24 protein-coding genes and 2 riboswitches are annotated in these 25,466 nt (G+C 72.2%); of the genes, 10 read left to right on the top strand and 14 right to left on the bottom strand.

Features of this window, described 5'->3' with window-relative positions:
• Positions 1-10 precede the first annotated feature (10 nt).
• The 4 genes from ACN20G_RS06030 to ACN20G_RS06015 all read left to right on the top strand — a co-directional run bounded on the left by ACN20G_RS06030 (position 11) and on the right by ACN20G_RS06015 (position 3,953).
• Positions 11-778: an enoyl-CoA hydratase/isomerase family protein gene (locus ACN20G_RS06030; RefSeq protein ID WP_424211682.1), complete on the top strand. Its 768-nt coding sequence runs from the start codon at positions 11-13 to the stop codon at positions 776-778.
• A 253-nt stretch (positions 779-1,031) separates the two neighbouring features.
• Positions 1,032-1,586, top strand: coding sequence for an ATP-binding protein (locus ACN20G_RS06025; RefSeq protein WP_424211681.1), 555 nt, complete (start codon positions 1,032-1,034; stop codon positions 1,584-1,586).
• Positions 1,587-1,974: 388 nt separating this feature from the next.
• A complete protein-coding gene (locus ACN20G_RS06020) occupies positions 1,975-2,754 on the top strand; it encodes a polysaccharide deacetylase family protein (RefSeq protein ID WP_424215387.1) in 780 nt (259 codons plus the stop codon).
• Positions 2,751-3,953, top strand: a complete 1,203-nt coding sequence (locus ACN20G_RS06015) for a hypothetical protein (RefSeq protein WP_424211680.1) — start codon at positions 2,751-2,753, stop codon at positions 3,951-3,953. The genes ACN20G_RS06020 and ACN20G_RS06015 overlap by 4 nt, the downstream gene beginning before the upstream one ends.
• Before the next feature lie 259 nt (positions 3,954-4,212).
• Here the strand turns inward: ACN20G_RS06015 and ACN20G_RS06010 are convergent, their stop codons facing one another.
• Both ACN20G_RS06010 and ACN20G_RS06005 read right to left on the bottom strand, forming a co-directional pair.
• The gene (locus ACN20G_RS06010) at positions 4,213-5,448 is read right to left on the bottom strand and encodes a cytochrome P450 (protein ID WP_424211679.1); all 1,236 of its coding nucleotides are present in this window, start codon (positions 5,446-5,448) and stop codon (positions 4,213-4,215) included.
• Positions 5,429-6,196 carry a tRNA-dependent cyclodipeptide synthase gene (locus tag ACN20G_RS06005; protein WP_424211678.1) on the bottom strand — a complete coding sequence of 256 codons (768 nt, stop codon included), beginning with the start codon at positions 6,194-6,196 and terminating at the stop codon, positions 5,429-5,431. Before ACN20G_RS06005 ends, ACN20G_RS06010 begins: the two co-directional genes overlap by 20 nt.
• 373 nt (positions 6,197-6,569) lie before the next feature.
• On the opposite strand from ACN20G_RS06005, the gene ACN20G_RS06000 reads away from it, so the two are divergent.
• Positions 6,570-6,779: an EF-hand domain-containing protein gene (locus tag ACN20G_RS06000; RefSeq protein WP_424211677.1), complete on the top strand. Its 210-nt coding sequence runs from the start codon at positions 6,570-6,572 to the stop codon at positions 6,777-6,779.
• A 53-nt stretch (positions 6,780-6,832) separates the two neighbouring features.
• Here the strand turns inward: ACN20G_RS06000 and ACN20G_RS05995 are convergent, their stop codons facing one another.
• The 12 genes from ACN20G_RS05995 to gcvT all read right to left on the bottom strand — a co-directional run bounded on the left by ACN20G_RS05995 (position 6,833) and on the right by gcvT (position 18,837).
• Positions 6,833-7,399: a PadR family transcriptional regulator gene (locus tag ACN20G_RS05995; protein WP_424211676.1), complete on the bottom strand. Its 567-nt coding sequence runs from the start codon at positions 7,397-7,399 to the stop codon at positions 6,833-6,835.
• A 170-nt stretch (positions 7,400-7,569) separates the two neighbouring features.
• Positions 7,570-8,409, bottom strand: a complete 840-nt coding sequence (locus ACN20G_RS05990; RefSeq protein WP_424211675.1) for an energy-coupling factor ABC transporter ATP-binding protein — start codon at positions 8,407-8,409, stop codon at positions 7,570-7,572.
• Entirely contained in the window at positions 8,406-9,158 is a 753-nt protein-coding gene (cbiQ, locus tag ACN20G_RS05985) for a cobalt ECF transporter T component CbiQ (protein ID WP_424211674.1), read from the bottom strand. Before cbiQ ends, ACN20G_RS05990 begins: the two co-directional genes overlap by 4 nt.
• Positions 9,159-9,161: 3 nt before the next feature.
• Entirely contained in the window at positions 9,162-9,530 is a 369-nt protein-coding gene (locus ACN20G_RS05980) for an energy-coupling factor ABC transporter substrate-binding protein (RefSeq protein WP_424211673.1), read from the bottom strand.
• Entirely contained in the window at positions 9,527-10,243 is a 717-nt protein-coding gene (locus ACN20G_RS05975) for an energy-coupling factor ABC transporter permease (RefSeq protein ID WP_424211672.1), read from the bottom strand. Before ACN20G_RS05975 ends, ACN20G_RS05980 begins: the two co-directional genes overlap by 4 nt.
• Positions 10,244-10,273: 30 nt before the next feature.
• Positions 10,274-10,469, bottom strand: a riboswitch (cobalamin riboswitch).
• A 106-nt stretch (positions 10,470-10,575) separates the two neighbouring features.
• On the bottom strand, positions 10,576-11,121 hold the full coding sequence (locus ACN20G_RS05970; protein WP_424211671.1) for an AMIN-like domain-containing (lipo)protein: 546 nt from the start codon (positions 11,119-11,121) through the stop codon (positions 10,576-10,578).
• Positions 11,122-11,452: 331 nt separating this feature from the next.
• On the bottom strand, positions 11,453-11,761 hold the full coding sequence (locus ACN20G_RS05965) for a hypothetical protein (protein WP_424211670.1): 309 nt from the start codon (positions 11,759-11,761) through the stop codon (positions 11,453-11,455).
• 542 nt (positions 11,762-12,303) lie between these two features.
• Positions 12,304-13,686: an L-serine ammonia-lyase gene (locus ACN20G_RS05960; protein WP_424211669.1), complete on the bottom strand. Its 1,383-nt coding sequence runs from the start codon at positions 13,684-13,686 to the stop codon at positions 12,304-12,306.
• Positions 13,687-13,868: 182 nt separating this feature from the next.
• Positions 13,869-15,545, bottom strand: a complete 1,677-nt coding sequence (locus tag ACN20G_RS05955; RefSeq protein WP_424211668.1) for an APC family permease — start codon at positions 15,543-15,545, stop codon at positions 13,869-13,871.
• A gap of 261 nt (positions 15,546-15,806) precedes the next feature.
• Complete coding sequence (glyA, locus tag ACN20G_RS05950) at positions 15,807-17,063, bottom strand: serine hydroxymethyltransferase (RefSeq protein ID WP_424211667.1); 1,257 nt, start codon at positions 17,061-17,063, stop codon at positions 15,807-15,809.
• A 183-nt stretch (positions 17,064-17,246) separates the two neighbouring features.
• Positions 17,247-17,630, bottom strand: a complete 384-nt coding sequence (gene gcvH, locus ACN20G_RS05945; protein ID WP_424211666.1) for a glycine cleavage system protein GcvH — start codon at positions 17,628-17,630, stop codon at positions 17,247-17,249.
• A gap of 91 nt (positions 17,631-17,721) precedes the next feature.
• The gene (gene gcvT / locus ACN20G_RS05940; protein ID WP_424211665.1) at positions 17,722-18,837 is read right to left on the bottom strand and encodes a glycine cleavage system aminomethyltransferase GcvT; all 1,116 of its coding nucleotides are present in this window, start codon (positions 18,835-18,837) and stop codon (positions 17,722-17,724) included.
• Positions 18,838-18,999: 162 nt separating this feature from the next.
• Positions 19,000-19,099: riboswitch (glycine riboswitch) on the bottom strand.
• A gap of 197 nt (positions 19,100-19,296) precedes the next feature.
• On the opposite strand from gcvT, the gene ACN20G_RS05935 reads away from it, so the two are divergent.
• The 5 genes from ACN20G_RS05935 (at position 19,297) to ACN20G_RS05915 (ending at position 25,269) form a co-directional block, all read left to right on the top strand.
• Positions 19,297-20,055, top strand: a complete 759-nt coding sequence (locus ACN20G_RS05935; RefSeq protein WP_424211664.1) for an AAA family ATPase — start codon at positions 19,297-19,299, stop codon at positions 20,053-20,055.
• Between the two features lie 88 nt (positions 20,056-20,143).
• Positions 20,144-20,881, top strand: coding sequence for an enhanced serine sensitivity protein SseB (locus ACN20G_RS05930; protein ID WP_424211663.1), 738 nt, complete (start codon positions 20,144-20,146; stop codon positions 20,879-20,881).
• 86 nt (positions 20,882-20,967) lie between these two features.
• Positions 20,968-21,708, top strand: a complete 741-nt coding sequence (locus ACN20G_RS05925; protein WP_424211662.1) for an enhanced serine sensitivity protein SseB C-terminal domain-containing protein — start codon at positions 20,968-20,970, stop codon at positions 21,706-21,708.
• A 660-nt stretch (positions 21,709-22,368) separates the two neighbouring features.
• A complete protein-coding gene (locus tag ACN20G_RS05920; protein WP_424211661.1) occupies positions 22,369-23,361 on the top strand; it encodes an ABC transporter permease in 993 nt (330 codons plus the stop codon).
• 132 nt (positions 23,362-23,493) lie between these two features.
• On the top strand, positions 23,494-25,269 hold the full coding sequence (locus tag ACN20G_RS05915) for an ABC transporter substrate-binding protein (RefSeq protein ID WP_424211660.1): 1,776 nt from the start codon (positions 23,494-23,496) through the stop codon (positions 25,267-25,269).
• The last annotated feature ends 197 nt before the right edge of the window (positions 25,270-25,466 follow it).

Raw genomic sequence — 25,466 nt, 5'->3', positions numbered from 1 at the left:
CTCTGGGGTCATGAGCATCTCTCTCGAAGTCTCCGAAGGCGTCGGCACCATCCGTTGGGACCGGCCGCCCATGAACGCCCTCGACACCGCCACCCAGGACGGCCTGCGGGAGCTGGCGGCCGAGGCGGGTGCGCGCGAGGACGTGCGCGCGGTGGTCCTGTACGGCGGGGAGAAGGTGTTCGCGGCCGGCGCGGACATCAAGGAAATGCGCGGGATGGACCACGCGGCGATGGTCTCGCGCTCCCGGGCCCTGCAGGAGTCGTTCACGGCGGTGGCGCGGATCCCCAAGCCGGTGGTGGCGGCCGTGACCGGGTACGCGTTGGGCGGGGGCTGCGAGTTGGCGCTGTGCGCGGACTTCCGGATCGCCGGGGACAACGCCAAGTTGGGGCAGCCGGAGATCCAGCTCGGTCTGATCCCGGGCGCGGGCGGCACCCAGCGGCTGGCGCGGCTGATCGGGCCCTCGAAGGCCAAGGACCTGATCTTCACGGGGCGGATGGTGCGCGCGGACGAGGCCCTGACGCTGGGTCTGGTGGACCGGGTGGTGCCGGCGGCCGAGGTGTACGAGGCTGCGTTCGGGTGGGCGGCGAAGCTGGCGCAGGGTCCGGCGATCGCGCTGCGGGCCGCGAAGGAGTCGGTGGACGCGGGCCTGGAGGTGGACATCGACACCGGGCTGACGATCGAGCGGACCTGGTTCGCGGGGCTGTTCGCCACGGAGGACCGGGAGATCGGGATGCGGAGCTTCGTGGAGGAGGGGCCGGGCAAGGCGAAGTTCCTCTGAGGGGTGCTTCCTCCGCGCGGCCTTGCCTCAAGGGAACCTGAAGGCGGGCTCAAGGCCGGCTGAAGGGGGCGCGTCCGCTCGCGGGCGCCGGGGGCGCGCGACTCTCGTGCGCCCCCGATGTCCGCGCAGGTCGCGGCGGGTGCGGGGGGTCGCGGGGCGGGGATCGGCGGGGGAGGGGCGGGCGCGGGCGCGCGGACCCCGGCGGGCCGGGGGATTTCCGGCGGAACGCCTGCCGCCGCCGGTGCGGGGGGCCATGATGGGGGCCATGCCGGGTCTGGAGGGTGTGGAGCAGTCGCGGACGCGGGGCGCCGGTGGCGCCGCGTGGTCCTCGACGGTGTCGTCGGTGCCGGTGCAGCCCTCGGTGTCCGGGGGGCCGTTCGAGGACCGGTACACCCTGCGCGCCTTGGAGCGGCACGGCAATCCGGGTGATCACGAGGTGGAGCTGGAGTCGGTGCCGGGGGCGGCGCGGGACGCGCGGCGGTTGGCGCAGTGGGTGGTGCTGCGGTTCTGGGGGCTCTCCCCGCAGGTGGCCGATCACGTGGTGCTGCTGGTGTCGGAGCTGGTGGCGAACGCGGTGAAGCACACCGGGGCGCGCAGTTTCGGCCTGCGGTTGACGCGTCGGCGGGGCCGGTTGCGGGTGGAGGTGCGCGATCCCTCGCGCGGGCTGCCGTGTCTGCTGCCGGTGGGGGAGCTGGACGTGACGGGGCGGGGGCTGGCGCTGGTGGACCGGGTCTCGGACCGGTGGGGGGCGGATCTGTTGCCGCGCGGCAAGGTGGTGTGGTTCGAGCTGCGGGTGGCCGATCGCTGAACCGCCCCGGAACGCACCGAAGCCCCCTGTCGCCGGGGTGTGGCGCTGCGGGGGCTTCATGGTTCGCCGAGGATCAAGGGGGGTGTGTGATCCTCGGCGGGCGACTTCGCTCGGGTCAATGGGAAGCCGTGGTTCCGACTATGACAGACGCACGCCGGAACGCCAAAGGGCCCGAATGGTGCATAAGTGTGTAAACCGTAAGAGTTTCGCGTTAAATCGTTGGTGAGATGGGCCACTCGCCTCGTAATCAATGAATAAATATCGACCGCTCTGCGTGATTCGTTGATCGAATAGCGAACAGTCCACATGGTGGACCCTCGAATGGCCAAGGTCCCGAAGTGGGTCATTACTCGGTAAAACGGTCATCTCATCGTTAAATGGTGCGGTGATCGTCTTCCCAGACCGTCGTGCGGCCCTCCGGTTGGGCACCCTCGGGGCGCTCGCCGCGCTCGGAGCCGGATGCGCAGCCCGCCGCCCCGTCGGCCCCGCACCCGGCCCCTCGTCCCCGCCGAGCCCGAGCGGCGGCGCCCCGCGGCCCGCCCCCCAGCCGCGCCGGCTGCCCGGCCAACCCGAGGAGATCGAGGCCGGCCCCCGCACCCGGGACGCCGTGGCCCTCACCTTCCACGGCAACGGCGACCCGGCCACCGCCCGCGCCGCGCTGACCGTCCTCGAACGCGCCGGCGCCCGCGCCACCGTCCTCGCCGTCGGCACCTGGCTCGACGAACACCCCGAGATGGCCCGCCGGGTCCTCGACGGCGGCCACGAGCTGGGCAACCACACCCTGCGCCACCTCGACGTCAACGAGATGTCCGAGGCCGAGGCCCGCGCCGAGATCACCGGGTGCGCCGACCGGCTGCGCCGGCTCACCGGCTCCGTCGGCACCTGGTTCCGCCCCTCCCGCGCGAAGAACGCCACCCCCCTCGTGCGCCGCCTCGCCCACGCCGCCGGCTACCCGCACGTCCTCTCCTACGACGTGGACTCCCTGGACTTCACCTCGCCCGGCCCCGAGGTCGTGGTCCACAACGTCACCGAGTCCCTCCGTCCCGGCTCCGTCGTCAGCCTCCACTTCGGATACGCCGACACCGTCGCCGCCCTCCCCGACCTCCTCGACGCCCTCGCGAGCCGCCGGCTGCGCGCCGTCACCACCACGGAGCTGCTGACCTCATGACCCGTCCCCGCACCCGCGCCCGCCTGCGCACCCGCGCCGGCTCCCGCGTCCTCCTCGCCGGCGCCCTGCTCGCCGCCCTCGCCGGCTGCGGTGGAGCCGACGACCAGCCGCGGACCCAGGGCTCGCCCGGCCCCGCCCGCCCCGCCAAGGCCCTGCCCGTCGCGCCCCCCGGGCTGCCCGGCATGCCCCCGGTGCTCGACCCGAACGACGTGTACGCCGCCGACCGGCCCAACAAGCTCTCCCCGGTGGTGAAGGACTTCCCCTCCCGGGTCTACGTCCCCAACACCAACTCCAACACCGTCACGGTCATCGACCCCGCCACCTACAAGGTGATCGAGACCATCCCGGTCGGGATCCAGCCCCAACACGTGGTCCCGTCCTGGGACATGAAGACCCTCTGGGTCAACAACAACCGGGGGCACACGCTCACCCCCATCAACCCGGCCAACGGCAAGGCCGGCGAGGAGGTGGAGGTCCACGACCCGTACAACCTGTACTTCACGCCCAACGGCAAGTACGCGATCGTGATGGCCTCCCTCGACAAGGAGCTGGTCTTCCGCGACCCGCACACCATGGACCGGGTCAAGACCGTCCCCGTGGACTGCTTCGGGGTCAACCACGCCGACTTCTCCGCCGACGGCCGCTACTTCATCGTCAGCTGCGAGTTCTCCGGGGAACTCCTGAAGGTCGACACGGAGAAGATGGAGGTCATCGGCCAGCAGAAGCTCCCCTTCGACGGGGCCATGCCGCAGGACGTGAAGATCTCCCCCGACGGCAAGACCTTCTACGTGGCCGACATGATGGCCCACGGCATGTGGGTGCTCAGCGGCGAGAAGTTCGACGTGCCGAAGCTGCTGCCCACCGGCAAGGGCGCGCACGGCCTCTACATCAGCCGCGACTCGCGCGAGATGTACATCCCCAACCGGGGCGAGGGCAGCGTCTCCGTCTTCGACTTCAAGCAGAACAAGCTCACCAAGAAGTGGGAACTGCCCGACGGCGGCAGCCCCGACATGGGCGGGGTCTCGGCCGACGGCAAGGTGCTGTGGCTCTCCGGCCGCTACGACGACGAGGTGTACGCCATCGACACGAAGACCGGCGAGCAGCTCGCCCGCATCCCGGTCGGCGGCGGCCCGCACGGCCTGGCCGTCTACCCCCAGCCCGGCCGCTACAGCCTCGGCCACACCGGCATCTTCCGCTAGGTCGTCTCTTTTGGATCTTGCCGGTTAAGCCCGCGTCGTCTGGTGCCGTGCATCGCAAGGCGGAGGGGCGCCCTCGTACTGGGGTACGTGGGTGTTCCCGACAACGCGGCGAGGTGCGGTGCCAGGCGGCGCGGGTCAGGCAAGATCCGGAAGAGACGGCCTAGCCCGGCCAAAGCGCGGCGCACGTGAACGCGGGGCCTCGGCGGGGGACGGCCCGCCGAGACCCCGCGGGTCCCGTGCCCGGAGCGGGCCCGAACGCCTACCAGGCGATCGGGAGCCGTTCCGGCAGTCGCTTGATGAACCCGGTGCGCCACACCAGGTTCTCCGCCGGCACCGCGAGCCGCGCCGTCGGCAGCCGCTCCACCAGCACCTCCAGCGCGACCCTGGCGTGCGCCCGGGCCAGCGCCGAGGCCGGGCAGAAGTGCCGGCCCGCGCCGAACGCCAGGTGCGGGCCCTGGCCCTCACGCGTCACGTCGAGCCGCTCGGGGTCGGTGAAGGCCGCCGGGTCGAAGTTCGCGCCCTCCAGCAGCACCAGCACCAGGTCGCCGGCGCGGACCGTGACCCCGCCCAGCTCCACGTCGACCAGGGCGATCCGGGGCAGCCCGTCGCCCACCGACAGGTTCCAGCGCAGCAGTTCCTCCACCGCGCCGTCCATCCGCTCCGGGTGCTCGCGCAGGTACCCGATCAGCTCCGGGCGCTCCAGCAGCGCGAGCACCGCGAGGGTCAGGAACGAGGAGGTGGAGACGGCCCCGGCGCCGAACAGGGACACCGCCACCGTCGCGAACATCTCGTCGGTCAGGTGCGCCGACTCCGGGTCCGCCTCCCGCAGTTCCGCGAACCGCCCCAGCAGCCCCGAGCGCTCGGAGTCGGAGAGGGCCAGCTGGTCGCGGAACCGGGCCGCGAACCACTCCACGTCCTTGTACCAGTTGAGCGCGGAGTCGGCGAAGGGCTCCCGGGCCGTCATGAACGCCACGTCCAGCCCCGACATCAGCCGCCGCCACTCGGCGAAGGGCACCCCCAGCACCCGGCAGTGCAGGGCCGCCGAGAAGGGGTCGGCGAACCCGGCCCGCAGATCGGCTGGCGCCCCCTCCACCACCATCGCGTCGAGCAGCTCGTGCGCCGCCGCCCGCAGCCACTCCGTGAGACCCGCCTGGCGCGGGTTGAGGGACTTCATCACGGCCTGCCGCAGGCCCGCGCTGTTGATGTTGCCCATGTTGTTGACCACCTCGGGCGGGATGGTCAACGCGTACTGCCGGGGCACGCCCTCGTTCGCCGTGTCCTTGAGGCTGAACCGCTCGTCCTCCAGCACGGCCGTGGCCAGTTCGTGGCTGCTCACCAGCCAGGCCAGGTCCCCGGTCAGGGTCCGCACCCGCGCCACCGGGGCCTTCTCCCGCAGCCAGGGGCACTCGGAGGGCGGCACGTCCCCGCGCCGGGAGAGCGGGAAGTCGAGAAGGGCCTCGTCACGGGCCGGGGCCTCACGCGGCTCGACGGTCATCGGTGGTTCCTTCGGTCTCGGTCTCGGCGCGGGGGGCGTCCCCCGTGCCGTCGGGGCGCACCACGGCGTACGCCTGGTTCCTGGTCGCGCGCAGACCGCCGCCGCGGGCGAACAACAGCTCGGTCATCGGCATCGGGACGTGATAGGCCGCCACCGAGGACGGCACGTCGAGGATGCTCGGGGTGTCGATGAAGAACGGCAGTTCCGCCGCCATGTAATCGAAACAGACCCGCAACTGCTCGTCGGTGATGGATTCACCTTCCCGCAACTTCGACCCCATGAAGAGCTCGGCCATGCGCTCGCAGCCCTTGCGGAACTCGTCGTCGATTTCCAGAAAATGCAGAACGCGACGGTGCAGGAGCCGGTACACCGGATTGTCCTGGAATTCCGACAGGCCGCGCACCCGGATCTCCCCGAGCGGCGGACCGGAATCCGCGACCCCCTTCAGAATCCTCCGGCGGACCGCCTTGATCTCCTTGACGGACCGTTTCGCGGCGTGCTCGGCGGTGTAGCCGAAGCTCTCGAACAGCCGGTCCACGTGGAGGTCCGCGTAGACGAAGTCCACCTGGGCGAAGCGAGTTGTGGCCCAACGGGCCAGGCCGGCGACGCGCTCGGCACTGAAATAGCTGTTCCCGGGACTGACGCCGATCAACACGTGATCGCCGTCCTCCCAGATGTGTCGACACATGCGGGTGAAGGGCAGAACCTCGAATGAAGCGTCCGGGAGTGCGGCGGTCGTCATCGTCATCTGGAGTGAAAACGCCCTCGTTCGCCGCATGTCCCTGGGGGCCCTGCGCTCCCGGTGTGGCGGCGATGTCGGTACGTTATGCGGCGACACCGGAGCGTGACAAGTGGAGTCCGGAATCCTTGGCCGGAATTATCACTTCCGCATCGCGGAAATCAGTCGAGTCCCGATCTGTCGGTCGAACGATAAAGGCGACCGGCCGACGGAATTGCCCCCGATAATCCCGTGCAGGGGCCATCCAATCGGCATTCTCGGGTCGGGTGGGGCGAGACGGGCGGAAGGGACGAGTCCTCCGCCCCACCCCCCGGCCGGCGCCGGCCGAACCCGCCGCTACCATCAGCCGGTCAACACGCAGCACCGAGAAGGGGTGGACACCATGGCCGACATCGACACCGCACGCGCGACGTTCGACCGGTTCGACAAGGACGGCGACGGCTACATCACGGCCGCCGAGTACCGCGAGGCCATGGCCGTCATGGGCGACTACGCCGTGACCGGCCCGGTCGCCGAGGCCGTCATCAAGGCCAAGGACCTCAACGAGGACAACCGCCTCAGCTTCGACGAGTTCCGCTCCTCCCTGGGCTGACCCGCGTCGGCGTGACCGCCCCTGCCGGCCCTGATCCGCCCCTGCCGAGCGGATCAGGGCCGCGCGGCGTCCGCGCCGTCCTCCCGCAGGGCCACCACCTCGGCCAGCGCCTCCTCCAGCCAACTCACCCAGAACGCCTCCAGCGCCACCCCGCCGCGCAGCACGATCCGCCGCAGCCGGTCCGCCTCGCCCAGCCCCCGACCCGCCGGATAGTCCCGCTCCTCGAAGGCCCCGTACACCCCGGCCTGCGCCCGGTGCAGCTCCAGATGCCGCCGCAGCTCCGTCTCCAGCCCGGCCGAGCCCACCACCGCCGCCGCCCGGATCCGCAGCAACAGCGGATCGCGGATCACCTTCGGGTCCTGCCGCTCGCCCACCCACCGGGCCAGCTCAGCCGACCCCGCCGGCAGCACCTCGTACTCCTTGCGCCGCCCCCGCGCCGGCCGCTCCCCGGGCAGCTCGCGCACCCACTCGGCCGCCTCCAACCGGCTCAGCTCCCGGTAGATCTGCTGGTGCGTGGCCGACCAGAAGTACCCGATCGACCGGTCGAACCGCCGCGTCAGCTCCAGCCCCGACGAGGGCTTCTCCAACAGGGCCGTCAAAATGGCGTGCGGCAGCGACATGGCCCGATCCTAGTGCTGCGACCGCGAAGGTTCACCGCGTCACGGCGCCCGGCACGGCCCTTCGCGGCGTTGTCGGACCACCGAAGTACGTCCGGTACTCCCGGCGGTCCTCCGCCTTGCGACGCACCGCACCGAACACCGCGACCCGGCGAACCTTCCCGGCCACAGCACTAGACACTGTCCCCCGTCCCGCCCGCGAAGTGGGCCGCGAGCTCCTCCGGGGTGCGGGGGGTCGGCGCCCCGGCCGGCAGCAGGCCCCGGTCGCGCAGCAGGGCCGCCACCGTCGGCGCCCACGCGGCCCGCAACCCCGCCTCGGCCGGCAGCGTCGGATCCGCCAGCACCTCCGGCGCCGGCCCGCGCCGGATCCCCGACGGGGTGAGCACGGCCGCGTCGTCCGCCCAGCGCACCGCCAGGTCCACGTCGTGCGTGGCCATCACCACCGTGGTGTCCGCCAGCCCGTCCAACACCGCCAACAGCCGCTCCTGACCGTCCGGGTCCAGACCCGCCGTCGGCTCGTCCAGGATCAGCACCCGGGGCCGCATCGCCACCGCCCCCGCGATCGCCGCCCGCTTGCGCTGCCCGTACGACAGCAGGTGCGTGGGCCGGTCGGCGAGCCCGGTGATGTCCAGCGCGGCCAGCGCCGCCGCCACCCGCTCGCGCACCTCCGGCTCCGGCAGACCCAGGTTCAACGGCCCGAAGGACACGTCCTGCGCCACCGAGGCCGCGAACAACTGGTCGTCCGGGTCCTGCGTCACCAACTGCACCGACCGCCGCAGCCGGGTCAACCCCGCCCGGTCGAAACGCACCGGCTCCCCGTCCAGCACCACACCGCCGCCCGAGGGTCGCAGCCCCCCGCTGAGCAGCCGCATCAACGTGGTCTTGCCGCTGCCGTTGCGCCCCAACAGCGCCAGCGAACGGCCCGCCGAGATCCCGAAGTCCACCCCCGACCACACCGGCGGCCCGTCCTCGTACGCGAACGACACCCCCGACAGCCCCACCACGGCGCTCATGCCGCCCACCACACCCTCACTCCGTACGTGGCCCCGATCAGGCCGCCCGTCAACACCACCGTCGCGGCCAGGAACCGCCACGACACCCGGGACTCGGGCACCAGCACCCGCAGGGTCCCGTCGTACCCGCGCCCGGCCAGCCCCACCTGGAGCCGCGCGGCCCGGTCGAAGGCCCGCACGAAGGCCGTCGCGGCCAGTCCCGCCAGCGAACGCCAGGCCGCGGCCCGGCTCGTGTGCCCCAGCCGCGCCGCCTGGGCGCGCCGCACCCGGGCCACCGCGTCCCACAGCAGGAACCCGATCCGGTACATCACCAGGGCCACGTCCACCACCGGCGCCGGCACCCCGGCCCGCACCAGCCGCGGCAGCACGTCCGAGACCGGCGTGGTGAACGCGAACAGCAGCAGCCCCAGCGAGGCCACCGAGGTCCGGGCCAGCAACTCCGCCGCCTGCCGCGGCCCGTCCGGGGCCCAGGACAGCGGCCCGGCCGGCCCGCCCACGCTCACCAACAGCGGCAGCGCGCCCGTCACGCAGAAACCCCACGGCACCCGGAAGGCCCGCCACAGCAGCCGGCCCGGCACCCGCGCGGGCCCCAACAGCACCACCAGCGTCGCCAGCCCCACCAGCGGGGCCCCGGGCCACGGCGGCAGCGACACCGCCGACACCGTGAGCCCCACGCCCAACAGGGCCTTCTCCAACGGGTGCCGGCGGCGCCACCGATTGGTGTGCGCCGCCGCGTCGATCGGCAGCACCGGCTACGTCTCCGAACCCGTCACCGGCCGTTCGGCGCCGCCCGCCCCGACCTCCCGGGCCTCGGCCGCCGCTGCCGCCAGACCCTGGCGCCGGCCGCGCCGCACCCCGAAGTAATAGGCCAGCACCCCCGCGCCGGCCGCCGCCTGGAGCGCGAACAGCGCCGATTCGATCTCACCCGAGGGCGGCTCGTACAACGGGCTGAACCACGGCTCGTACTCCGGGCTCAGCTCCGTGATCGCCGCCTCCGCCTGGGCGTCGGCCCCGGCGAACGGCTCCTCCTTGCCCTCGCCCAGCCCCAGGGCCACCGGCAGCACCGCCAGCGCGGCCACCACCAGCAGCAGCAGCCCGTTGATCCTCGTGTCGCGCTTCACCGGGCGCTCGCCTCCGTCGTGACGGCGGTCGCGGCCGCGTCGGACCTTCCGGTGAGCCGGGCCACGCCCAGCCGCACCAGCTCGGACTTGCTGGAGCGCATCAGCAGGCGCATCACCAGCACCGTCAGCAGCCCCTCGCTGATCGCCAGCGGGATCTGGGTGACGGCGAAGATCCCGCCGAACTTGGCCAGCGAGCCGAGGAAGCCGCCGCTGGGGTCGGGGAAGGCCAGCGCGAGCTGCACGCTGGTCACGCAGTACGTGACCAGGTCGGCGAGGAAGGCGCCGACGAAGACCGAGCCCATCAGCGGCACGTTCCAGCCGCGCAGCAGGCGGTAGGCCCCGTACCCGGCCCAGGGCCCGGCGATGGCCATGGAGAACACGTTGGCGCCCAGGGTGGTCAGCCCGCCGTGCGCGAGGGCCAGGGCCTGGAACAGCAGGGTGATCGTGCCGAGCACCGCCATGATCGGCGGCCGGAACAGGATCGCGCCGAGCCCGGTGCCCGTCGGGTGGGAACAACTGCCCGTGACGGAGGGGATCTTCAGCGCGGACAGGACGAAGGTGAAGGCCCCGGAGGCCCCGAGCAGCAGGGTGCTCTCCGGATTGGCCCGGACCTCCCGGGTCAGGGCCCGGACGCCGTGGACGACGAACGGGGCGGACGCGGCGCCCCAGGCGACCGCGTGCAAGGGGGGCAGGAACCCCTCGGCTATGTGCATGATTCGGTGAGACCTCTCCAGCACCTCGTGGATGGACGACGCGCCTCGGCCGGTCTCCTGGCTCACGGGTGCTGATGCCCTGGCTCCGCCTTCCCGGGCAGCGCACGGTCTCCCGCGGCCGCCCAGTGGCCTCCCGCAGGAATGGAGCCGGACTTCCCGTTCACAGTGGCGAGGGCCGCACCGGTTCTCCACCGGTTTCCCGTACACCAAGGCCCGATGACACTAGTGGGCGTTCGGGCAGGTCACAACCCGACCCCGGCCGGGACCGGAGGTCGGGGCGGGGCCGGGTCGGGGGCGGGGCGGCTGTCGCGGGTGCGAACGGGGGGCCGGGGTCAGCAGGTCTTGGCGTGCGGGAAGTCCACGACGATCCGCTTGGGGTTGTCCAGGGTGAAGGTGCTCCAGGTGGGCTTGGTCGCGAAGGCGGTGCCGAAGGTGACGTAGCCCTCGAAGTCCCCGGTGTAGGCCAGGCCCTTGAGCTTGTTGTACGGCAGCGTGGTCAGGCGCGGGCCCTGGTAGGCGTTCTGGCCCTCGTCGGTGTGGCCCTGGGCCGGGTTCAGCCGGATCTCCAGGAAGAACTTGCCCGGCAGGTTCACCGGCTCGCCGGAGCCGTCGTGGTAGAGCTTGTCGACCGGGCGTATGGAGACCCCGGGCACGCTCGTGCCCTGCACGTCGATCACGAGCCGGTCGTAGGTGCAGTGGGAGCCGGTGCGCGCGTTGACCACCAGGGGCGAGAAGCTCGCGGCGGCCTTGGCGGCGGGCTTGACCGTGCCGGTCTCGCGATCGGAGGCGCCGGCGGGGGCGGCGAGGGCCACCGAGGCGGTGAGCAGGGCGCCGGTGACCGCGGCGATGGCGCGGCGTCGTCCGATGGTGCTGTACATGAGGCACTCCCCTGGGGACCGGGTCCTCACCGAGGGCCGGGCCCTTCCCGGCACGGACAGAGGACTCTGTCCACCATGACACCGATCCGCGCCGGCCGGTTCCCCGGGCCGCGACGCGCGAACGCGCCCTCCGAGCACGAGTGCGGAGGACGCGATGCGGGGGTGGGCCGGGGCCGCGGCCGGGAGGGGAGGTCTCCGAAGGGGTGGAGCGTGCTGTGTCCGTCTCCCGTGGACGCGGCGGGCCCGATCGGGCGGCGGCGCCGGCCGGGGGGCGGACCCCCGGCCGACGGCCGACCGAGAACGGCAGCCCGAGAGGGCTTCCGGGCAACGATTACGGGACGTTGACGGCCACGGAGTCGTTGTTGTTCGACTGGCCGATCGCGGTGAAGCCGGAGCCGTTGGCCTGGGCGGTGTTGTTCTGGTTGGAGGCGCCCCAACCGGTCGCACCCTGCTGCACGGTGCCGGAGTTGCCGAGGTTGTTGCCCCCGACTCCGCTGCCCACGAGGCTGGCGACCGTCGCGTTGGACGCGTTGGCCGCGCCGGCGCCGTTGTCGGCCTGCGCCACGCCCGCGAAGGCGGCGACGGCGAACGGGATCGAAGCGAGGGCCGACAGCACGCGGGTGGTGCGGATGCTTGCCATGTTCTTGTCCTCCAAGGACGAGAAAACCAAAGGTGGGGGTGACTGCGACGTCGCGTGTGACAACTGTGACGCATGTGGATCATCGCCAACCACCTCAGAGCGGCTTCTTCCCACTGAAGCGTGACCAACCGGTTTCAAACCCCAACCCGGGTGAAACGGCCTGAACTTGCCGTTACCGGAGGGTGGGTACGGACGTTGGACATTCTTCGCGACTCACGCGACCCGTGCCCACAAAGGGAAGTACCGTTACTTCCAGGGCTTCTTGGGGCCTTCCGCCAACCAGGGCACCCATGGCCGGAATCGGCCGGGCCACGGCGAGAATCCGCTCCCCGGATGGACGCGTCCCGCGTTGTCCCACCAGCCCCAACCGCCCCACCGCACACACGAGGCACCCGGTTCAACGACGCCGGCCCGCGATGCGCACGCCCGCGCCCCCGACGTCCCCCGCCCGGGCGGACCCGTCCCCCCACCCGTGACCTCCCCGCGAACGCGCGCACGCCCCGCCGGAGGGTCCGACGGGGCGTGCGCGGGAGGGGGCGTGCTCAGCACTCGATGACGTTGACCGCGAGGCCGCCGCGGGCGGTCTCCTTGTACTTGATCTTCATGTCGGCGCCGGTTTCCTTCATGGTCTTGATGACCTTGTCGAGGGAGACCTTGTGGCTGCCGTCGCCGCGCATGGCCATCTTCGCGGCCGTGACGGCCTTGACGGCGGCCATGCCGTTGCGTTCGATGCACGGGATCTGGACGAGGCCGCCGACCGGGTCGCAGGTCAGGCCCAGGTTGTGCTCCATGCCGATCTCGGCGGCGTTCTCGACCTGTTCCGGGGTGCCGCCGAGGACCTCGGCCAGGGCGCCGGCCGCCATCGAGCAGGCCGAGCCGACCTCGCCCTGGCAGCCGACCTCGGCGCCCGAGATGGAGGCGTTCTCCTTGAACAGCATGCCGATGGCGCCGGCGGCGAGGAGGAAGCGGACCACGCCGTCCTCGTCCGCGCCGGGCACGAAGTTCACGTAGTAGTGCAGGACGGCGGGCAGGACCCCGGCCGCGCCGTTGGTGGGGGCGGTCACGACCCGGCCGCCGGCCGCGTTCTCCTCGTTGACGGCCATCGCGTAGATGGTGGTCCACTCGGAGCGGTGCATCATCGGGTCGCCCTCGGTGCGCAGCTGCCGGGCGGTGGAGGCCGCGCGGCGCTTGACCCGCAGGCCGCCGGGGAGGATGCCCTCGCGGGACATGCCGCGGCCGACGCACGCCTGCATGACCCGCCAGATCTCCAGCAGCCCGGCCCGGATCTCCTCCTCGGTGCGCCATGCCTTCTCGTTCTCCAGCATCAGCGAGGAGATGGACAGCCCGGTCTCCCGGGTCAGGCGGAGCATCTCGTCGCCGGTGCGGAAGGGGTGCTTGAGGGGGGTGTCGTCGAGTTTGATGCGGTCCTCGCCCACCGCGTCCTCGTCGACGACGAACCCGCCGCCGACCGAGTAGTAGGTCTTCTCCAGCAGCGGGGCGCCGGCCTCGTCGTAGGCGAAGAGGGTCATGCCGTTGGCGTGGTAGGGCAGGGAACGACGCCGGTGCAGGATCAGCTGCGTGGGCTCGTGGAACGCGATCTCGTGGGCGTCCCCTATCTCGGTGGACAGCAGGCGCAGTCGACCGGTGGAGCGGATCCGCTCCACCTCGTCGTCGGCGCTCTCCACGTCCACGGTGCGGGGGGAGTGGCCCTCCAGGCCGAGCAGGACGGCCTTGGGGGTGCCGTGGCCGTGCCCGGTGGCGCCGAGGGAGCCGTACAGCTCGGCCCGGACCGAGGCGGTCTGGGCGAGCAGCCCGTCCTTCTTCAGTCGGGCCACGAACATGCGCGCGGCGCGCATCGGGCCCACGGTGTGGGAGGAGGAGGGACCGATGCCGATCGAGAAGAGATCGAAGACGGAGATGGCCACGGGGGAGACTCCCTTGTCTGCTCGTGGGTGGGAGGGGCAGGAGAGGTGGTGTTTCGCGGATTTTGTCCCGACGGACGAGCCTATCGCGTGTGCGTGAACGGCTCGTCCGTCGCGGGTCTCGGGAGGATGGCGGACCGGTCACGGATCACGTGCCCGGTCCGCCGCCCGCCAGGCGGGTGACCTCAGGCGTGGGTCAGCGCACCGGCATCCTCACGGGCGGGGCTCGTGGCCGACTCGGAGGCCGCCGGGGTCGGCTCGGCGCCCTCGATCACGGGCTCCGGGCCGGGCAGACCGGCGTGGTGGGCGCGGACGCCCGCGCGGACCGCCCAGAAGTACGTGCCCAGGGCCAGGGCCGCGACGAGCACGGCGTCCAGCCCGCCGGAGACCAGGCCCCGGCCGCCGAAGGCCGGGTCGCCGAGCCAGGAGATCAGGGACAGGCCGATCAGGAAGACCACGATCCACGCGGCGGGCGCGCACTGTCGGGCCAGGTTGCGGGTGCCCCGGCGCATCAGCACCAGCATCGCGATCGGGGCGGCGGGCAGCACCAGGGCGGTGACCACGCCGGTGTTCGGCCACTTCGACCAGTACAGGGCGAGGGCGGCGAAGACGAAGGTCAGCGGGCACAGCAGGCCGGCCATCGGCAGTCGGAACGGGCGGCGCAGCCCCGGCTTGGTGATCCGGAACACGCCGACCGCGATCGGGCCGATCAGGTAGGAGATCACCATGGCGGCCGAGATCACCGGCGCGAGGGTCTTCCAGCTGTGTCCGACGGTCACCAGCAGCAGCACCGAGAAGCCCAGGTTCAGCCACATCGCGGGACGGGCGGTGCCGTAGACCGGGTGGGTGTCCTTGAGCCGGCGCGGGAAGAAGCCGGTCTCGGCCAGGTTGCGGACCATGTAAGCGGCGGAGGCCACGTTGGCGATGTTGGAGCCGGCCGGGGAGATGAACGCGCCGAACTGGAGCATCACCACGACCCAGTGGATCATCAGCAGCTTGGCGAGCTCGGCGAAGGGGGAGTTGAAGTTGACCCCGGACCAGCCGCCGGCCTGCGCGAGGTGCTCGGGCGGGACCGAGCCGAGGTAGGCGGCCTGGAGGGCCAGGTAGATGACCAGGCCGAGGCCGAGGGCGCCGGCGAGCGCGATCGGGATGGCCCGGCCGGGGTTCTTGGCGGCGCCGCCGAGGTTGACCACGGCCTGGAAGCCGTTGAACGCGAAGACCACGCCCGAGGTGGTGACCGCGGTCAGCACGGCGGTCCAGCCCTGCGGGGCGAACCCGCCGTGCGCACTGAAGTTCTCGACGTGGAAGCCGGAGGCGATCAGGGCGATCACGGCGAGCACCGGGATCGCGAACTTCACCAGGGTCAGGGCGGCGTTGACGCGGGCCAGCAGCTGCACCGACCAGTAGCAGGACAGCCACAGCAGCACGGTCAGCAGCAGCGCCACCACCATGCCGGAGCCGGTCAGGTGGTGCGAGGCCGGGTCGACGAGGTCCTTGGCCCAGCCGAAGCTCCACGAGGACATGTACTGGGTGGCCGCGATGGACTCGATCGGGATCAGCGAGGCCACCGCGATCCACACCGCCCAGCCGGTGACGAAGCCGAGCACCGGGCCGTGCGAGAGGTGGCCGTAGCGGGCCATGCCGCCCGGGATGGGGTAGGCGGCGCCGACCTCCGCGTACGACATGGCGATCATGCCGATGAAGACCGCGCCGATCACCCAGGCGACGAGGGCCGCGGGGCCGGCGACCTGGGCGGCGGTGCCGGCGCCGAAGAGCCAGCCGGAGCCGAAGATGGAACCGATACCGATCATGATCAGCGCGAAGAGCCCGAGGCCCTTGCGATTCGCTGCGCTCATGTCCATGGGAGGGCGTGTCCGTCCTGAGGGGGAAACGTGGCGTGGGCTCCGTTGCCGCGGATCCTTACCTGGAGGCTACGTGCCGCACACCGGGTCAAGACCGGGCAAAGGGCAGCAGGACCGCGGGACCATCGTCACGAGGGGCTCGGACCCCTGTGGACAACGGCCCCGTGCCGGAACCGACCGCGTGCGCACCGTCACGCCGCTCCCCGCGCCGGCGCCGGCGGCGGGCCCGTACGGCCCGCTGCCGGCCCCGGCGCGCGGGGCTCAGAGCGAGGGGTACAGCGGGTGCTCGGCGGCGAGGGCGGAGACCCGGGCGGCCAGGGCCTCGGCGTCGTAGCTCGGCTTGAGGGCCTCGGCGATGATGTCGGCGACCTCGGCGAAGTCCTCGTCCCCGAAGCCGCGGGTGGCCAGGGCCGGGGTGCCGATCCGCAGGCCGGAGGTGACCATCGGCGGACGCGGGTCGTTCGGGATCGCGTTGCGGTTGACGGTGATGCCGATGCCGTGCAGGCGGTCCTCGGCCTGCTGGCCGTCGAGCTCGGAGTTGCGCAGGTCCACCAGGACCAGGTGCACGTCGGTGCCGCCCGAGAGCACGTCCACGCCCACGGCCTTGACGTCCTCGCGCACCAGGCGCTCGGCGATCAGCTTCGCGCCGGCCAGGGTGCGCTCCTGGCGCTCCTTGAACTCGGGGGAGGCGGCGACCTTGAACGAGACGGCCTTGGCCGCGATCACGTGCTCCAGCGGGCCGCCCTGCTGGCCGGGGAAGACCGCGGAGTTGATCTTCTTGGCGAGTTCCTGGGTGGAGAGGATGACGCCGCCGCGCGGGCCGCCCAGGGTCTTGTGGGTGGTGGTGGTCACGACGTGGGCGTGCGGCACCGGGTTGGGGTGCAGGCCCGCGGCCACCAGGCCGGCGAAGTGGGCCATGTCCACCATCAGGTACGCGCCGACCTCGTCGGCGATCCGACGGAAGGCGGCGAAGTCGAGCTGACGGGGGTACGCGGACCAGCCCGCGACGATCAGCTGCGGCTTGGACTCCTTGGCCAGGCGCTCGACCTCGGCCATGTCCACCTGGCCGGTCTCGTCCACGTGGTACGGGACCACGTTGTAGAGCTTGCCGGAGAAGTTGATCTTCATGCCGTGGGTCAGGTGACCGCCGTGGGCCAGGTTCAGGCCCATGATCGTGTCGCCCGGCTTCAGCAGCGCGAACATCGCGGCGGCGTTGGCCTGCGCGCCCGAGTGCGGCTGCACGTTGGCGGCCTCGGCGCCGAACAGGGCCTTGATCCGGTCGATCGCGATCTGCTCGACCACGTCCACGTGCTCGCAGCCGCCGTAGTAGCGGCGGCCCGGGTAGCCCTCGGCGTACTTGTTGGTGAGCACCGAGCCCTGGGCCTCCATGACGGCGACCGGAGCGAAGTTCTCCGACGCGATCATCTCCAGGGTGGACTGCTGACGCGCGAGCTCGGCGTCGACGGCGGCGGCGACGTCCGGGTCCAGCTCGTGCAGAGGGGTGTTCAGAACAGACATCAGGGGCTCCCTGGGATGTTTTGGTTCATCGCTGTCGATCGGGCGCCCGGTGCCCGACCCGCCGCGCCGGGGGTGCGGTCCCGGGCGGGCGCGTCGCGCGGGGGGCGCCGACCCGGGACGAGAGCCGGGGCCGGCCGCCCCGCGCGCGACGGGGTGGTGCCGGGAAGGCCGAGGAAAGCGGACTCAGCCGGAGGTGAGCTTGGCGTACGCCTCGGCGGTGAGCAGCTTGTCCTCGCCGCCCTCCACCACGCGCACCTTGAACAGCCAGCCGTCCTCGAAGGGGGAGGTGTTCACCAGCGCCGGGTCGTTCACGACCTCCTCGTTGGCCGCCACGACCTCGCCCGAGACCGGGGCGTACAGGTCGCTGACCGACTTGGTGGACTCCAGCTCGCCGCAGGTCTCGCCGGCCGTCACGGTGTCGCCGACGGCGGGCAGCTGGGCGTAGACCACGTCGCCGAGGGCGTTCGCGGCGAACTCGGTGATCCCGACCGTGACGACGCCTTCGGCGTCACCCTCGGTGACCCACTCGTGTTCCTCGGTGTAACGAAGCTGCTGCGGGGTGCTCATGAGCTGAATTCTCCTGTACGCGGGGGAGTGCTGGTGAACCACGGTCCCGTGGGACGAGACGGATGTGACGGACGCGACGGGCCCGCCGGCGTCACTTCCGACGCTTGTAGAACGGCAGGGCCACGACCTCGTAGGGCTCGTGGGTACCGCGGATGTCCACGCCGACACCGGCCGTCCCGGGCGCGGCGTGGCTCGCGTCCACGTACGCCATCGCGATCGGCTTGCCGAGGGTGGGGGAGGGGGCGCCCGAGGTGACCTCGCCGATCACCACGCCGTCGGCGACCACCGGGAAGCCCGCGCGGGGCACCCGGCGGCCCTCGGCGACCAGGCCGACCAGCTTGCGCGGGGCCCGCTCGGCGGCGCGCTCGGCGGCGGCCTCCAGGGCGGCGCGGCCCACGAAATCGCCCTCCTTCTCGAACTTCACGACCCGGCCCAGCCCCGCGTCGAACGGGGTCAGTTCGGTGGTCAGCTCGTGCCCGTACAGCGGCATGCCCGCCTCCAGGCGCAGCGTGTCGCGGCAGGACAGGCCGCAGGGGACCAGGCCGACGCCCTCGCCGGCCTTCGTCAGCGCCTGCCACAGCTCCACGGCGTGCTCGGGGGCCACGAACAGCTCGAAGCCGTCCTCGCCCGTGTACCCGGTGCGCGCGATCAGCGCCGGCACCCCGGCCACGGTGCCGGGCAGACCGGCGTAGTACTTCAGGCCGTCGAGGTCGGCGTCGGTGAGGGAGGCCAGGATGCCGGGGGACTCGGGGCCCTGTACGGCGATCAGCGCGTAGGCGTCGCGGTCGTCGCGGACCTCGGCCTCGAAGCCGGCCGCGCGCTCGGTCAACGCGTCCAGCACCACCTGCGCGTTGGAGGCGTTGGCCACCACCATGTACTCGGTCTCGCCGAGGCGGTAGACGATCAGGTCGTCGAGGATGCCGCCGTCGGCCCGGCAGATGTGGGTGTAACGGGCCCGGCCCACGCCCACCGTGGAGATGTTGCCGACCAGCGCGAAGTCCAGCAGGTTCACGGCCTGCGGGCCGGTGACGGTGATCTCGCCCATGTGCGAGAGGTCGAAGAGACCGGCCTTGGTGCGCACCGCGTTGTGTTCGTCGCGCTCGCTGCCGTACCGCAGCGGCATGTCCCACCCCGCGAAGTCGGTCATGGTCGCGCCGAGCGAGCGGTGCAGCGCGTCGAGGGCGGTCAGACGGGGGGCGTTGCTCATGGGTGGGGCTCCCAAAATGCCAAGGCGACGACAGGACGTGACGAGGACGATCCTCCCCATCTGTCATCGGAACCTGAGAGGTTCGCCGGGCGTGTCGCGCCACGGCTTGCACCTTGGGTGGAGCGCGCGTCCCGAGGGGCGGCGCTCGCTTTTCAGATCTGCCTCATCCGTGCGGTGCGGGGCCTGAGAGATTCAAGGGAGGGTCTTGCTCCTTCGGCGCCCGGCACACCACAGGTGCCCGGAACTCTCCCGCGCGGATTCAAGCGGCCGGTATGCAATTGGGTCGAGCCGGCCGGGCCGACTCGCGCACATCATTGCACGCCGGACCCGCCCGTGGGGGTCCGGGCCGAAAACGGTTTCGGGCGAATCGGGGCACTGCGGGCGACCCGGGTCCGAGGGGGGCCGGATGGGTACGAGACGGGGAACCGGGGGCGGCACATTACCGTCCCTTTACATTTGATGGGAGAGGGTCGAAAGACCCTTGAGACGGGGGAGGCGATCACGGTGTGGGGATTTCGGACGGCGACCGAGGAACGACACGAGGCCGAGGGGGAGACGGCGCGCACGGCGGACCCGACGGCGCGCGCCGTGACGGACCGTGAACCGGTGCCCGGGGTGCCCGCGCAAGCCCACGCCCGACCCCGGCCCGCCGGCCCCGTCCGCGACCTGCGCGGGCGCGTCCCCGGCCCGCTCGGCTTCCGCGAGGGCGACCTGATCGTCGTCTCCGGCCTGCCCGGCGGCGGCAAGAGCACCCTGATGCGCCGCGCCGTGCCCGCCGGCCGCGTCGTCGACTCCCAGGACACCCGCGAACGCTGGGAACGCCGGATCCCGGCCGGCCTCCCCTACGAGGTCTACCGCCCGCTGGTCCGGCTCGCCCACTACGCCGGCCTGTGGCGGGCCCTGCGCACCGGCCGCTCCCTCGTCGTCCACGACTGCGGCACCCACAGCTGGGTGCGCGCCCTGCTCGCCCGCACCGCCCGCCGGCGCGGGCGCGAACTGCACCTGCTGCTGCTCGACGTGGACCCGGCCCAGGCCCTCGCCGGCCAGGCCGCCCGCGGCCGCGGGGTCTCGGCGGCCGCCTTCGCCCGGCACCGGGCCGCCACCGGACGGCTCCTCGCCGCCGCCCGCGCCGGCCGGGTCCCGCCCGGCTGCGCCTCCACCCTGCTGGTGGACCGCCGGGCCGCCGACGGCCTCGGCCCCCTGGAATTCCGTCCCTGACGGGGCGGGTTAGCCTCGGAGGCGGCACGCACGACCGGGCCGCGCGCGCCGACCGGGGCACGCCGGCACACGACAGAACGAGGACCACATGCTCGGCGACGGCGGCGGCTGGCCCGCCAACGAACTGGAACAGGTGCTGGGCGAGAACCTGGAGCGCCCCGACGCGGGCGAACGGATCGTCGCCGCCCTGGCCCGGGCCCACGTGTGGGTCCCGCTGCCCGCCGGCGGCGGCCCGCAGAGCCCCTCGCTCACCCTCCCCACGATGGACATCGGCGGCCTGCCCTACGTGCCCGTCTACAGCTCCGAGAGCCAGTTCCGGATCTGCGTCGGCGACCACATGGGCTTCACCGTCGCCCCCGCCGTCGAATTCGCCCGCGGCCTGCCGCCGCAGCTCGGCATCGCCGTCAACCCCGACGGGGTGGTCGGCGTCCCGCTGCCGCCGCCCGCCGTCGCCCTGCTGTGCCGGGCCGACCGCACCGAACTCGACGGGCCCGGCGGCGGCCGGGTCCGCCTCTGGGAGCCGTACTGGCAGGAGGACCCGGTCGAGTTCCTGAACGCGGCGAGCGCCGAGTTCCGGGCCCTGCCCGGCATCCTCGTCGCCCACCGCTGCCTGGTTTCGGTGGAGGGGGACGAGGCCAACCTGTGCGTCGGCGTCCGCTTCGAGGGCCCCGACCCGTACCTGCGCGAACTCGCCCTCGACGCCCTCGGCCGCGCCCTGGGCCGGGTCCCGGCCCCCTGGCCGGTACAGCTCGTGGACCTCGACGCGGTCCGCGATCCGATGACCGACTGGCTCGGGTCGCGCGTACGCCCCTTCCACCAGCGGTAGCGCGCCTTAAGCTGGACTCGTTCCCGGGCACTCGTGTGTGCCCGGGCGCGTGTGTGGGACGACGGGCGGACGAAGAGGGGTACCGGGTGAGTGCGTCGGGCACGGCCGCGGCCGGACAGGTCGAGGACGCCATGCGTCAGGTGACCCCCGGGGGCTGGGAGGGGTACGAGCGGCTGCTCGGCGCCCTCGCCGAGGGCCGGTTGTGGATGCTCCTGTGGCACGGCCGCCCCGGCTCCCCGGAGGCGCAGTACGGCGGCATGGAGGTCGAGGGGCTCGGCTACGCGCCCTGCGTCACCTCCCCGCGCGAACTCGACGCCAGCGGCTGGAGCCGCGAGTACGAGGTGGTCACCGGCCGCGACATCGCCCGCGCCCTCTACCCCGACCGCTGGGGCCTGTGGCTGAATCCGCACGCCCGGGGCGGCGGCGTCGGCGTGCCCTGGGCCGACCTGCGCCGCATCGCCACCGGCCTCGACCGGATGCCCGCCGGACCGCTGCGGCTCTCCGACCCGGCCCTGGAACTGCCCCGGTTCTACGCCCTGCTGGCCCAGCACGCCCACCGCACCCCGGCCGTCCGCTCGCTGCGCCGCGCCTGGGTGCAACCCGCCCTCGGCCAGGCGTACCTCGCCGTCGGCCTCGACCTCTACGACGCCTCCGCTCCGGCCCTGGAATCGGTGCGCGAGATGATGCGCCAGTCCGTGGGCGTGGTTCCGGAGGGGGTGCCCGTGTGCACCGTCGCCCTCGGCGACGAACACGACCCGGTGGCCATGTGGATGCGGGCCCAGGCCCGCCCGTTCTACGACCGCGAGGGCCAGGCCCCCGGCTGGTGACACCCCCGCCCCGGACCGCCGGGGCACCGCGCGGGCCGCTGCCCGCATCCCGAGACGCGCGCCCGAGGCCGCGGCCGACCCACCGTCGGCCGCGGCCTCCGTCATGTCCGGAAACCAACGGTCCGCACCGCTCGCGGCGTGCCCGAACGCGCCCCGCACGCCCGGCTCGACGCCGATGTCCGATTGGGGCCGAACGACCGCTCTTGCTCCGCTGAGCCGACCCCTTCGTTCGGATACCGGGGACCGGGGCCGGATATTACGGTTGGGCATCCATTCGCGGGCGGCTCTGGTGGTTGCTCCGGGCAGGCATGAAGACTCCCCACCCAAGAGCGGTGGGTCACGTCGAGAAGTCGACACGAGTCCCGCGCACCGGCCCTCCGGACCGCTCCCGCGCACCACACGCACCGCCGGCACCACCCGTACCGCCTGCACGTTCGCACCGCCCGCACCACGGCACCGCCTGCACGCCCGTACCACCGGCACCACCGCACCACGCCCCGCCCGTCCCCGGCGCGCCCCGCTGCCGAGGACGACGCACGGGGCACCCGCGTCCCGCACCACGCACCTCCCGCACCCACGCACCAACGCCGCACCACCACGCCGCCCCGCGCGGCGGGCATGGGCCGACGCACCCGTCGGCCGAGAGGGGTCCCCACCACGATGACGGCACCACTGCACGACACGAGCGCGGAAACGCCCGCCCCGGTGGTCGTGGCCGACGTTCCGGCCAAGGCCATCGAAGGTCGTTCGCCCGGCCGGATCGCCTGGACCCGGCTCAAGCGCGACAAGATCGCGCTGACCGGCGGCATCGTCGTGATCCTGCTGATCCTCGTCGCGGTCTTCGCGCCGCTGATCGTCAAGTTGCTCGGCCACCCGCCGAACGAGTTCCACGAGGAGCTGCTCGACCCGGACCTGGGCACCCCGCTCGGGGCCTGGGGCGGGATGAGCTCGGAGCACCTGTTCGGCGTCGAACCCACCAACGGGCGCGACGTGTTCAGCCGGATCGTCTACGGCGCCCGGATCTCCCTGGTCGTGGCCTTCCTCGCCGCCTTCGTCTCGGTGGTCATCGGGTCCCTGCTCGGCGCCCTCGCCGGCTTCCTCGGCGGCTGGGTCGACGGCCTCATCAGCCGGGTCATGGACCTGCTGCTGGCCTTCCCGCAGCTGCTGTTCACCATCGCCCTGGTCTCGGTGGTCCCCAACTCCATCTGGGGGTTCGAGGGTTCGGGCGTGCGGATGGGCGTGCTGATCCTCGTGATCGGCTTCTTCGGCTGGCCCTACATCGGACGCATCGTCAGGGGCCAGACGATCTCGCTGCGCGAACGCGAGTACGTGGAGGCGGCCCGCAGCCTCGGCGCCGGGCGCGGACACATCCTGATCAAGGAGCTGTTGCCGAACCTGGTCGCCCCGATCCTGGTCTACGCGACCCTGATCATCCCGACAAACATCCTCACGGAGGCGGCCCTCAGCTTCCTCGGCGCCGGCGTCAAGCCGCCGACGGCCTCCTGGGGCAAGATGCTCGCCGACGCCGTCCCGGTGTACCAGGACGACCCGATGTACATGATCGTGCCCGGCCTGACGATCTTCGTCACCGTGCTCGCCTTCAACCTCTTCGGGGACGGGCTGCGCGACGCCCTCGACCCCAAGGGCAACTGACCCTCCCCCGGCCTTCCGGGGCCGGGCGGCACCCCTCGCACGCACCCCCCGCACGCTCCGTCCGCACCACCCACGCCCGACACCCCGTGTGCGGGCCGTGACACCCGTGTCATCCCAGGAGGTTGAACGCTCGTGATCCGCAGAAAGCAGGTGCTCGCGGCGACCGCCGTCGCCGCCGCCCTCGCCCTGACCGCCACCGCGTGTGGCGGTGGCGACTCCGACGGCGGTTCCAAGGGCGCCCCCAAGGGTCCCGGATTCGACGCGGCCGTGAACGCCGTGGCCAACCCGTCCACCGAGAAGGGCGGCGACCTGCGGCTGTGGAGCCCGCAGGACGTGGACTACCTCGACCCGGCGCGCGCCTACTACGGCTGGGTCTGGAACCTCCAGCGGCTCTACGTGCGCCAGTTGCTGGCCTACGACAGCAAGCCGGGCAAGGACGGCACCAAGGTCGTGCCCGACCTCGCCGAGGCCCTGCCCGTGGTCAGCAACGACGGCAAGACCTACACGCTCAAGCTGAAGGACGGCGTCAAGTTCGAGGACGGCACGCCGATCACCTCGAAGGACGTCAAGTACGGCATCGAGCGGACCTTCGCCCAGGACGTGCTCTCCGGCGGTCCCACGTACCTGATCGACATCCTCGACCAGGGTCAGAAGTACCCGGGCCCCTACAAGGACACCGACCCGGACAAGCTGGGCCTGAAGTCGGTGCAGACCCCCGACGACAAGACCATCGTCTTCAACCTGGCCACCGCCAACTCCGACTTCCCGTACCTGCTGGCCATGCCGACCTCCTCGCCGGTGCCCAAGGCCAAGGACAACGGGGCCACGTACACCAACAAGCCGGTGGCCACGGGCCCGTACAAGATCGAGAGCTTCACCGCCTCCAAGGGCGCGAAGTTCGTGCGCAACGACCAGTGGGACCCGAAGACGGACAAGATCCGCACGGCCCTGCCGGACACCGTCACGTACACGTACACCACCAACCCCGACGACATGGACCAGCGCCTGATCAGCGGGGACATCGACCTCGCCGTCGACGGCACGGGCATGCAGCAGGCCGGCAAGAACAAGGTCCTCAAGGACCCGAAGCTGAAGGCGTCGGCGGACAACCCGTTCACCGGCTACATCCGCTACTTCGCCTTCCCGCAGACGGTCGCGCCCTTCGACAACATCGAGTGCCGCAAGGCCGTCATCTACGCGGCCGACCCCAAGTCCCTGCAGACCGCGCGCGGCGGCCCGACCTCCGGTGACCTCGGCGCGAACATGCTGCCGCCCGGCGTGCCCGGCTCGGACAAGAAGTACGACCCCTTCGGTCTGACCGCGGGCAAGCCGCAGGAGGACAAGGCGAAGGCGGCCCTCGCCGCGTGCGGCAAGCCTGGCGGCTTCGAGACCACCATCGCCGTGCGCAACAACCGCGCCCCCGAGGTGAAGACGGCCGAGTCCCTCCAGGCATCGCTCGCCAAGGTCGGCATCAAGGCCAAGATCGACCAGTTCGACGGCAAGCTCTCCTCCTCCGTGATCGGTTCGCCCGAGAACGTGAAGAAGAAGGGCTACGGCATCATCGTCATGGGCTGGGGCGCCGACTACAACTCCGGCGCGGGCTTCCTCCAGCCGCTGGTGGACTCCGCGTTCATCCTGCCGAACGGCAACAACAACTACACCGAGCTCCGTGACAAGGAGATCGACGAACTGTTCGACAAGGCGGCCGGCGCGGCGAGCCCGGAGGCGGCCGCGGCCATCTACGCGGACATCAACAAGAAGGTCATGGAGAAGGCGCTCTACCTGCCGATCAACTTCGACAAGGCATTCGTCTACCACAACCCGCGGCTGACCAACGTCTACTTCAACGAGTCGATGGGCAAGATCGACCTCGCCACCATCGGCATCGCCGGCGGTTCGAAGAAGTAACGGGGTCCCGGGCCCCGGCCCGCGCCCCCGACCGTCGACCGGGAGGACCCGCGCCCCCGCCCCACCGGGCGGCGCGCGGGTCGCCCCGGAGGCGGACCGCAGCCCAGCGGGGTTCTGCCTCGCGCCTTCACCGCACATGCGCTAGTCCGAAGGGCAGGTGAAGGCCGCGGGCGGCGTCCGGCCCCCACCCGGGGCCG

The organism is Streptomyces dryopteridis (assembly GCF_049606955.1).
Classification (GTDB): Bacteria; Actinomycetota; Actinomycetes; order Streptomycetales; family Streptomycetaceae; genus Streptomyces.
This window is presented reverse-complemented; position numbering and strand designations above follow the sequence as displayed.

What these genes read in the sequence shown, in the direction of transcription:
- ACN20G_RS06030 (WP_424211682.1), top strand. Translation starts at nt 11, where the DNA reads ATGAGCATCTCTCTCGAAGTCTCCGAAGGCGTCGGCACCATCCGTTGG.
- ACN20G_RS06025 (WP_424211681.1), top strand. Translation starts at nt 1,032, where the DNA reads ATGATGGGGGCCATGCCGGGTCTGGAGGGTGTGGAGCAGTCGCGGACG.
- ACN20G_RS06015 (WP_424211680.1), top strand. Translation starts at nt 2,751, where the DNA reads ATGACCCGTCCCCGCACCCGCGCCCGCCTGCGCACCCGCGCCGGCTCC.
- ACN20G_RS06010 (WP_424211679.1), bottom strand. Translation starts at nt 5,448, where the DNA reads ATGACCGTCGAGCCGCGTGAGGCCCCGGCCCGTGACGAGGCCCTTCTC.
- ACN20G_RS06005 (WP_424211678.1), bottom strand. Translation starts at nt 6,196, where the DNA reads ATGACGATGACGACCGCCGCACTCCCGGACGCTTCATTCGAGGTTCTG.
- ACN20G_RS06000 (WP_424211677.1), top strand. Translation starts at nt 6,570, where the DNA reads ATGGCCGACATCGACACCGCACGCGCGACGTTCGACCGGTTCGACAAG.
- ACN20G_RS05995 (WP_424211676.1), bottom strand. Translation starts at nt 7,399, where the DNA reads ATGTCGCTGCCGCACGCCATTTTGACGGCCCTGTTGGAGAAGCCCTCG.
- ACN20G_RS05990 (WP_424211675.1), bottom strand. Translation starts at nt 8,409, where the DNA reads ATGAGCGCCGTGGTGGGGCTGTCGGGGGTGTCGTTCGCGTACGAGGAC.
- ACN20G_RS05975 (WP_424211672.1), bottom strand. Translation starts at nt 10,243, where the DNA reads ATGCACATAGCCGAGGGGTTCCTGCCCCCCTTGCACGCGGTCGCCTGG.
- ACN20G_RS05970 (WP_424211671.1), bottom strand. Translation starts at nt 11,121, where the DNA reads ATGTACAGCACCATCGGACGACGCCGCGCCATCGCCGCGGTCACCGGC.
- ACN20G_RS05965 (WP_424211670.1), bottom strand. Translation starts at nt 11,761, where the DNA reads ATGGCAAGCATCCGCACCACCCGCGTGCTGTCGGCCCTCGCTTCGATC.
- ACN20G_RS05955 (WP_424211668.1), bottom strand. Translation starts at nt 15,545, where the DNA reads ATGGACATGAGCGCAGCGAATCGCAAGGGCCTCGGGCTCTTCGCGCTG.
- glyA (WP_424211667.1), bottom strand. Translation starts at nt 17,063, where the DNA reads ATGTCTGTTCTGAACACCCCTCTGCACGAGCTGGACCCGGACGTCGCC.
- gcvH (WP_424211666.1), bottom strand. Translation starts at nt 17,630, where the DNA reads ATGAGCACCCCGCAGCAGCTTCGTTACACCGAGGAACACGAGTGGGTC.
- gcvT (WP_424211665.1), bottom strand. Translation starts at nt 18,837, where the DNA reads ATGAGCAACGCCCCCCGTCTGACCGCCCTCGACGCGCTGCACCGCTCG.
- ACN20G_RS05935 (WP_424211664.1), top strand. Translation starts at nt 19,297, where the DNA reads ATGGGAGAGGGTCGAAAGACCCTTGAGACGGGGGAGGCGATCACGGTG.
- ACN20G_RS05930 (WP_424211663.1), top strand. Translation starts at nt 20,144, where the DNA reads ATGCTCGGCGACGGCGGCGGCTGGCCCGCCAACGAACTGGAACAGGTG.
- ACN20G_RS05920 (WP_424211661.1), top strand. Translation starts at nt 22,369, where the DNA reads ATGACGGCACCACTGCACGACACGAGCGCGGAAACGCCCGCCCCGGTG.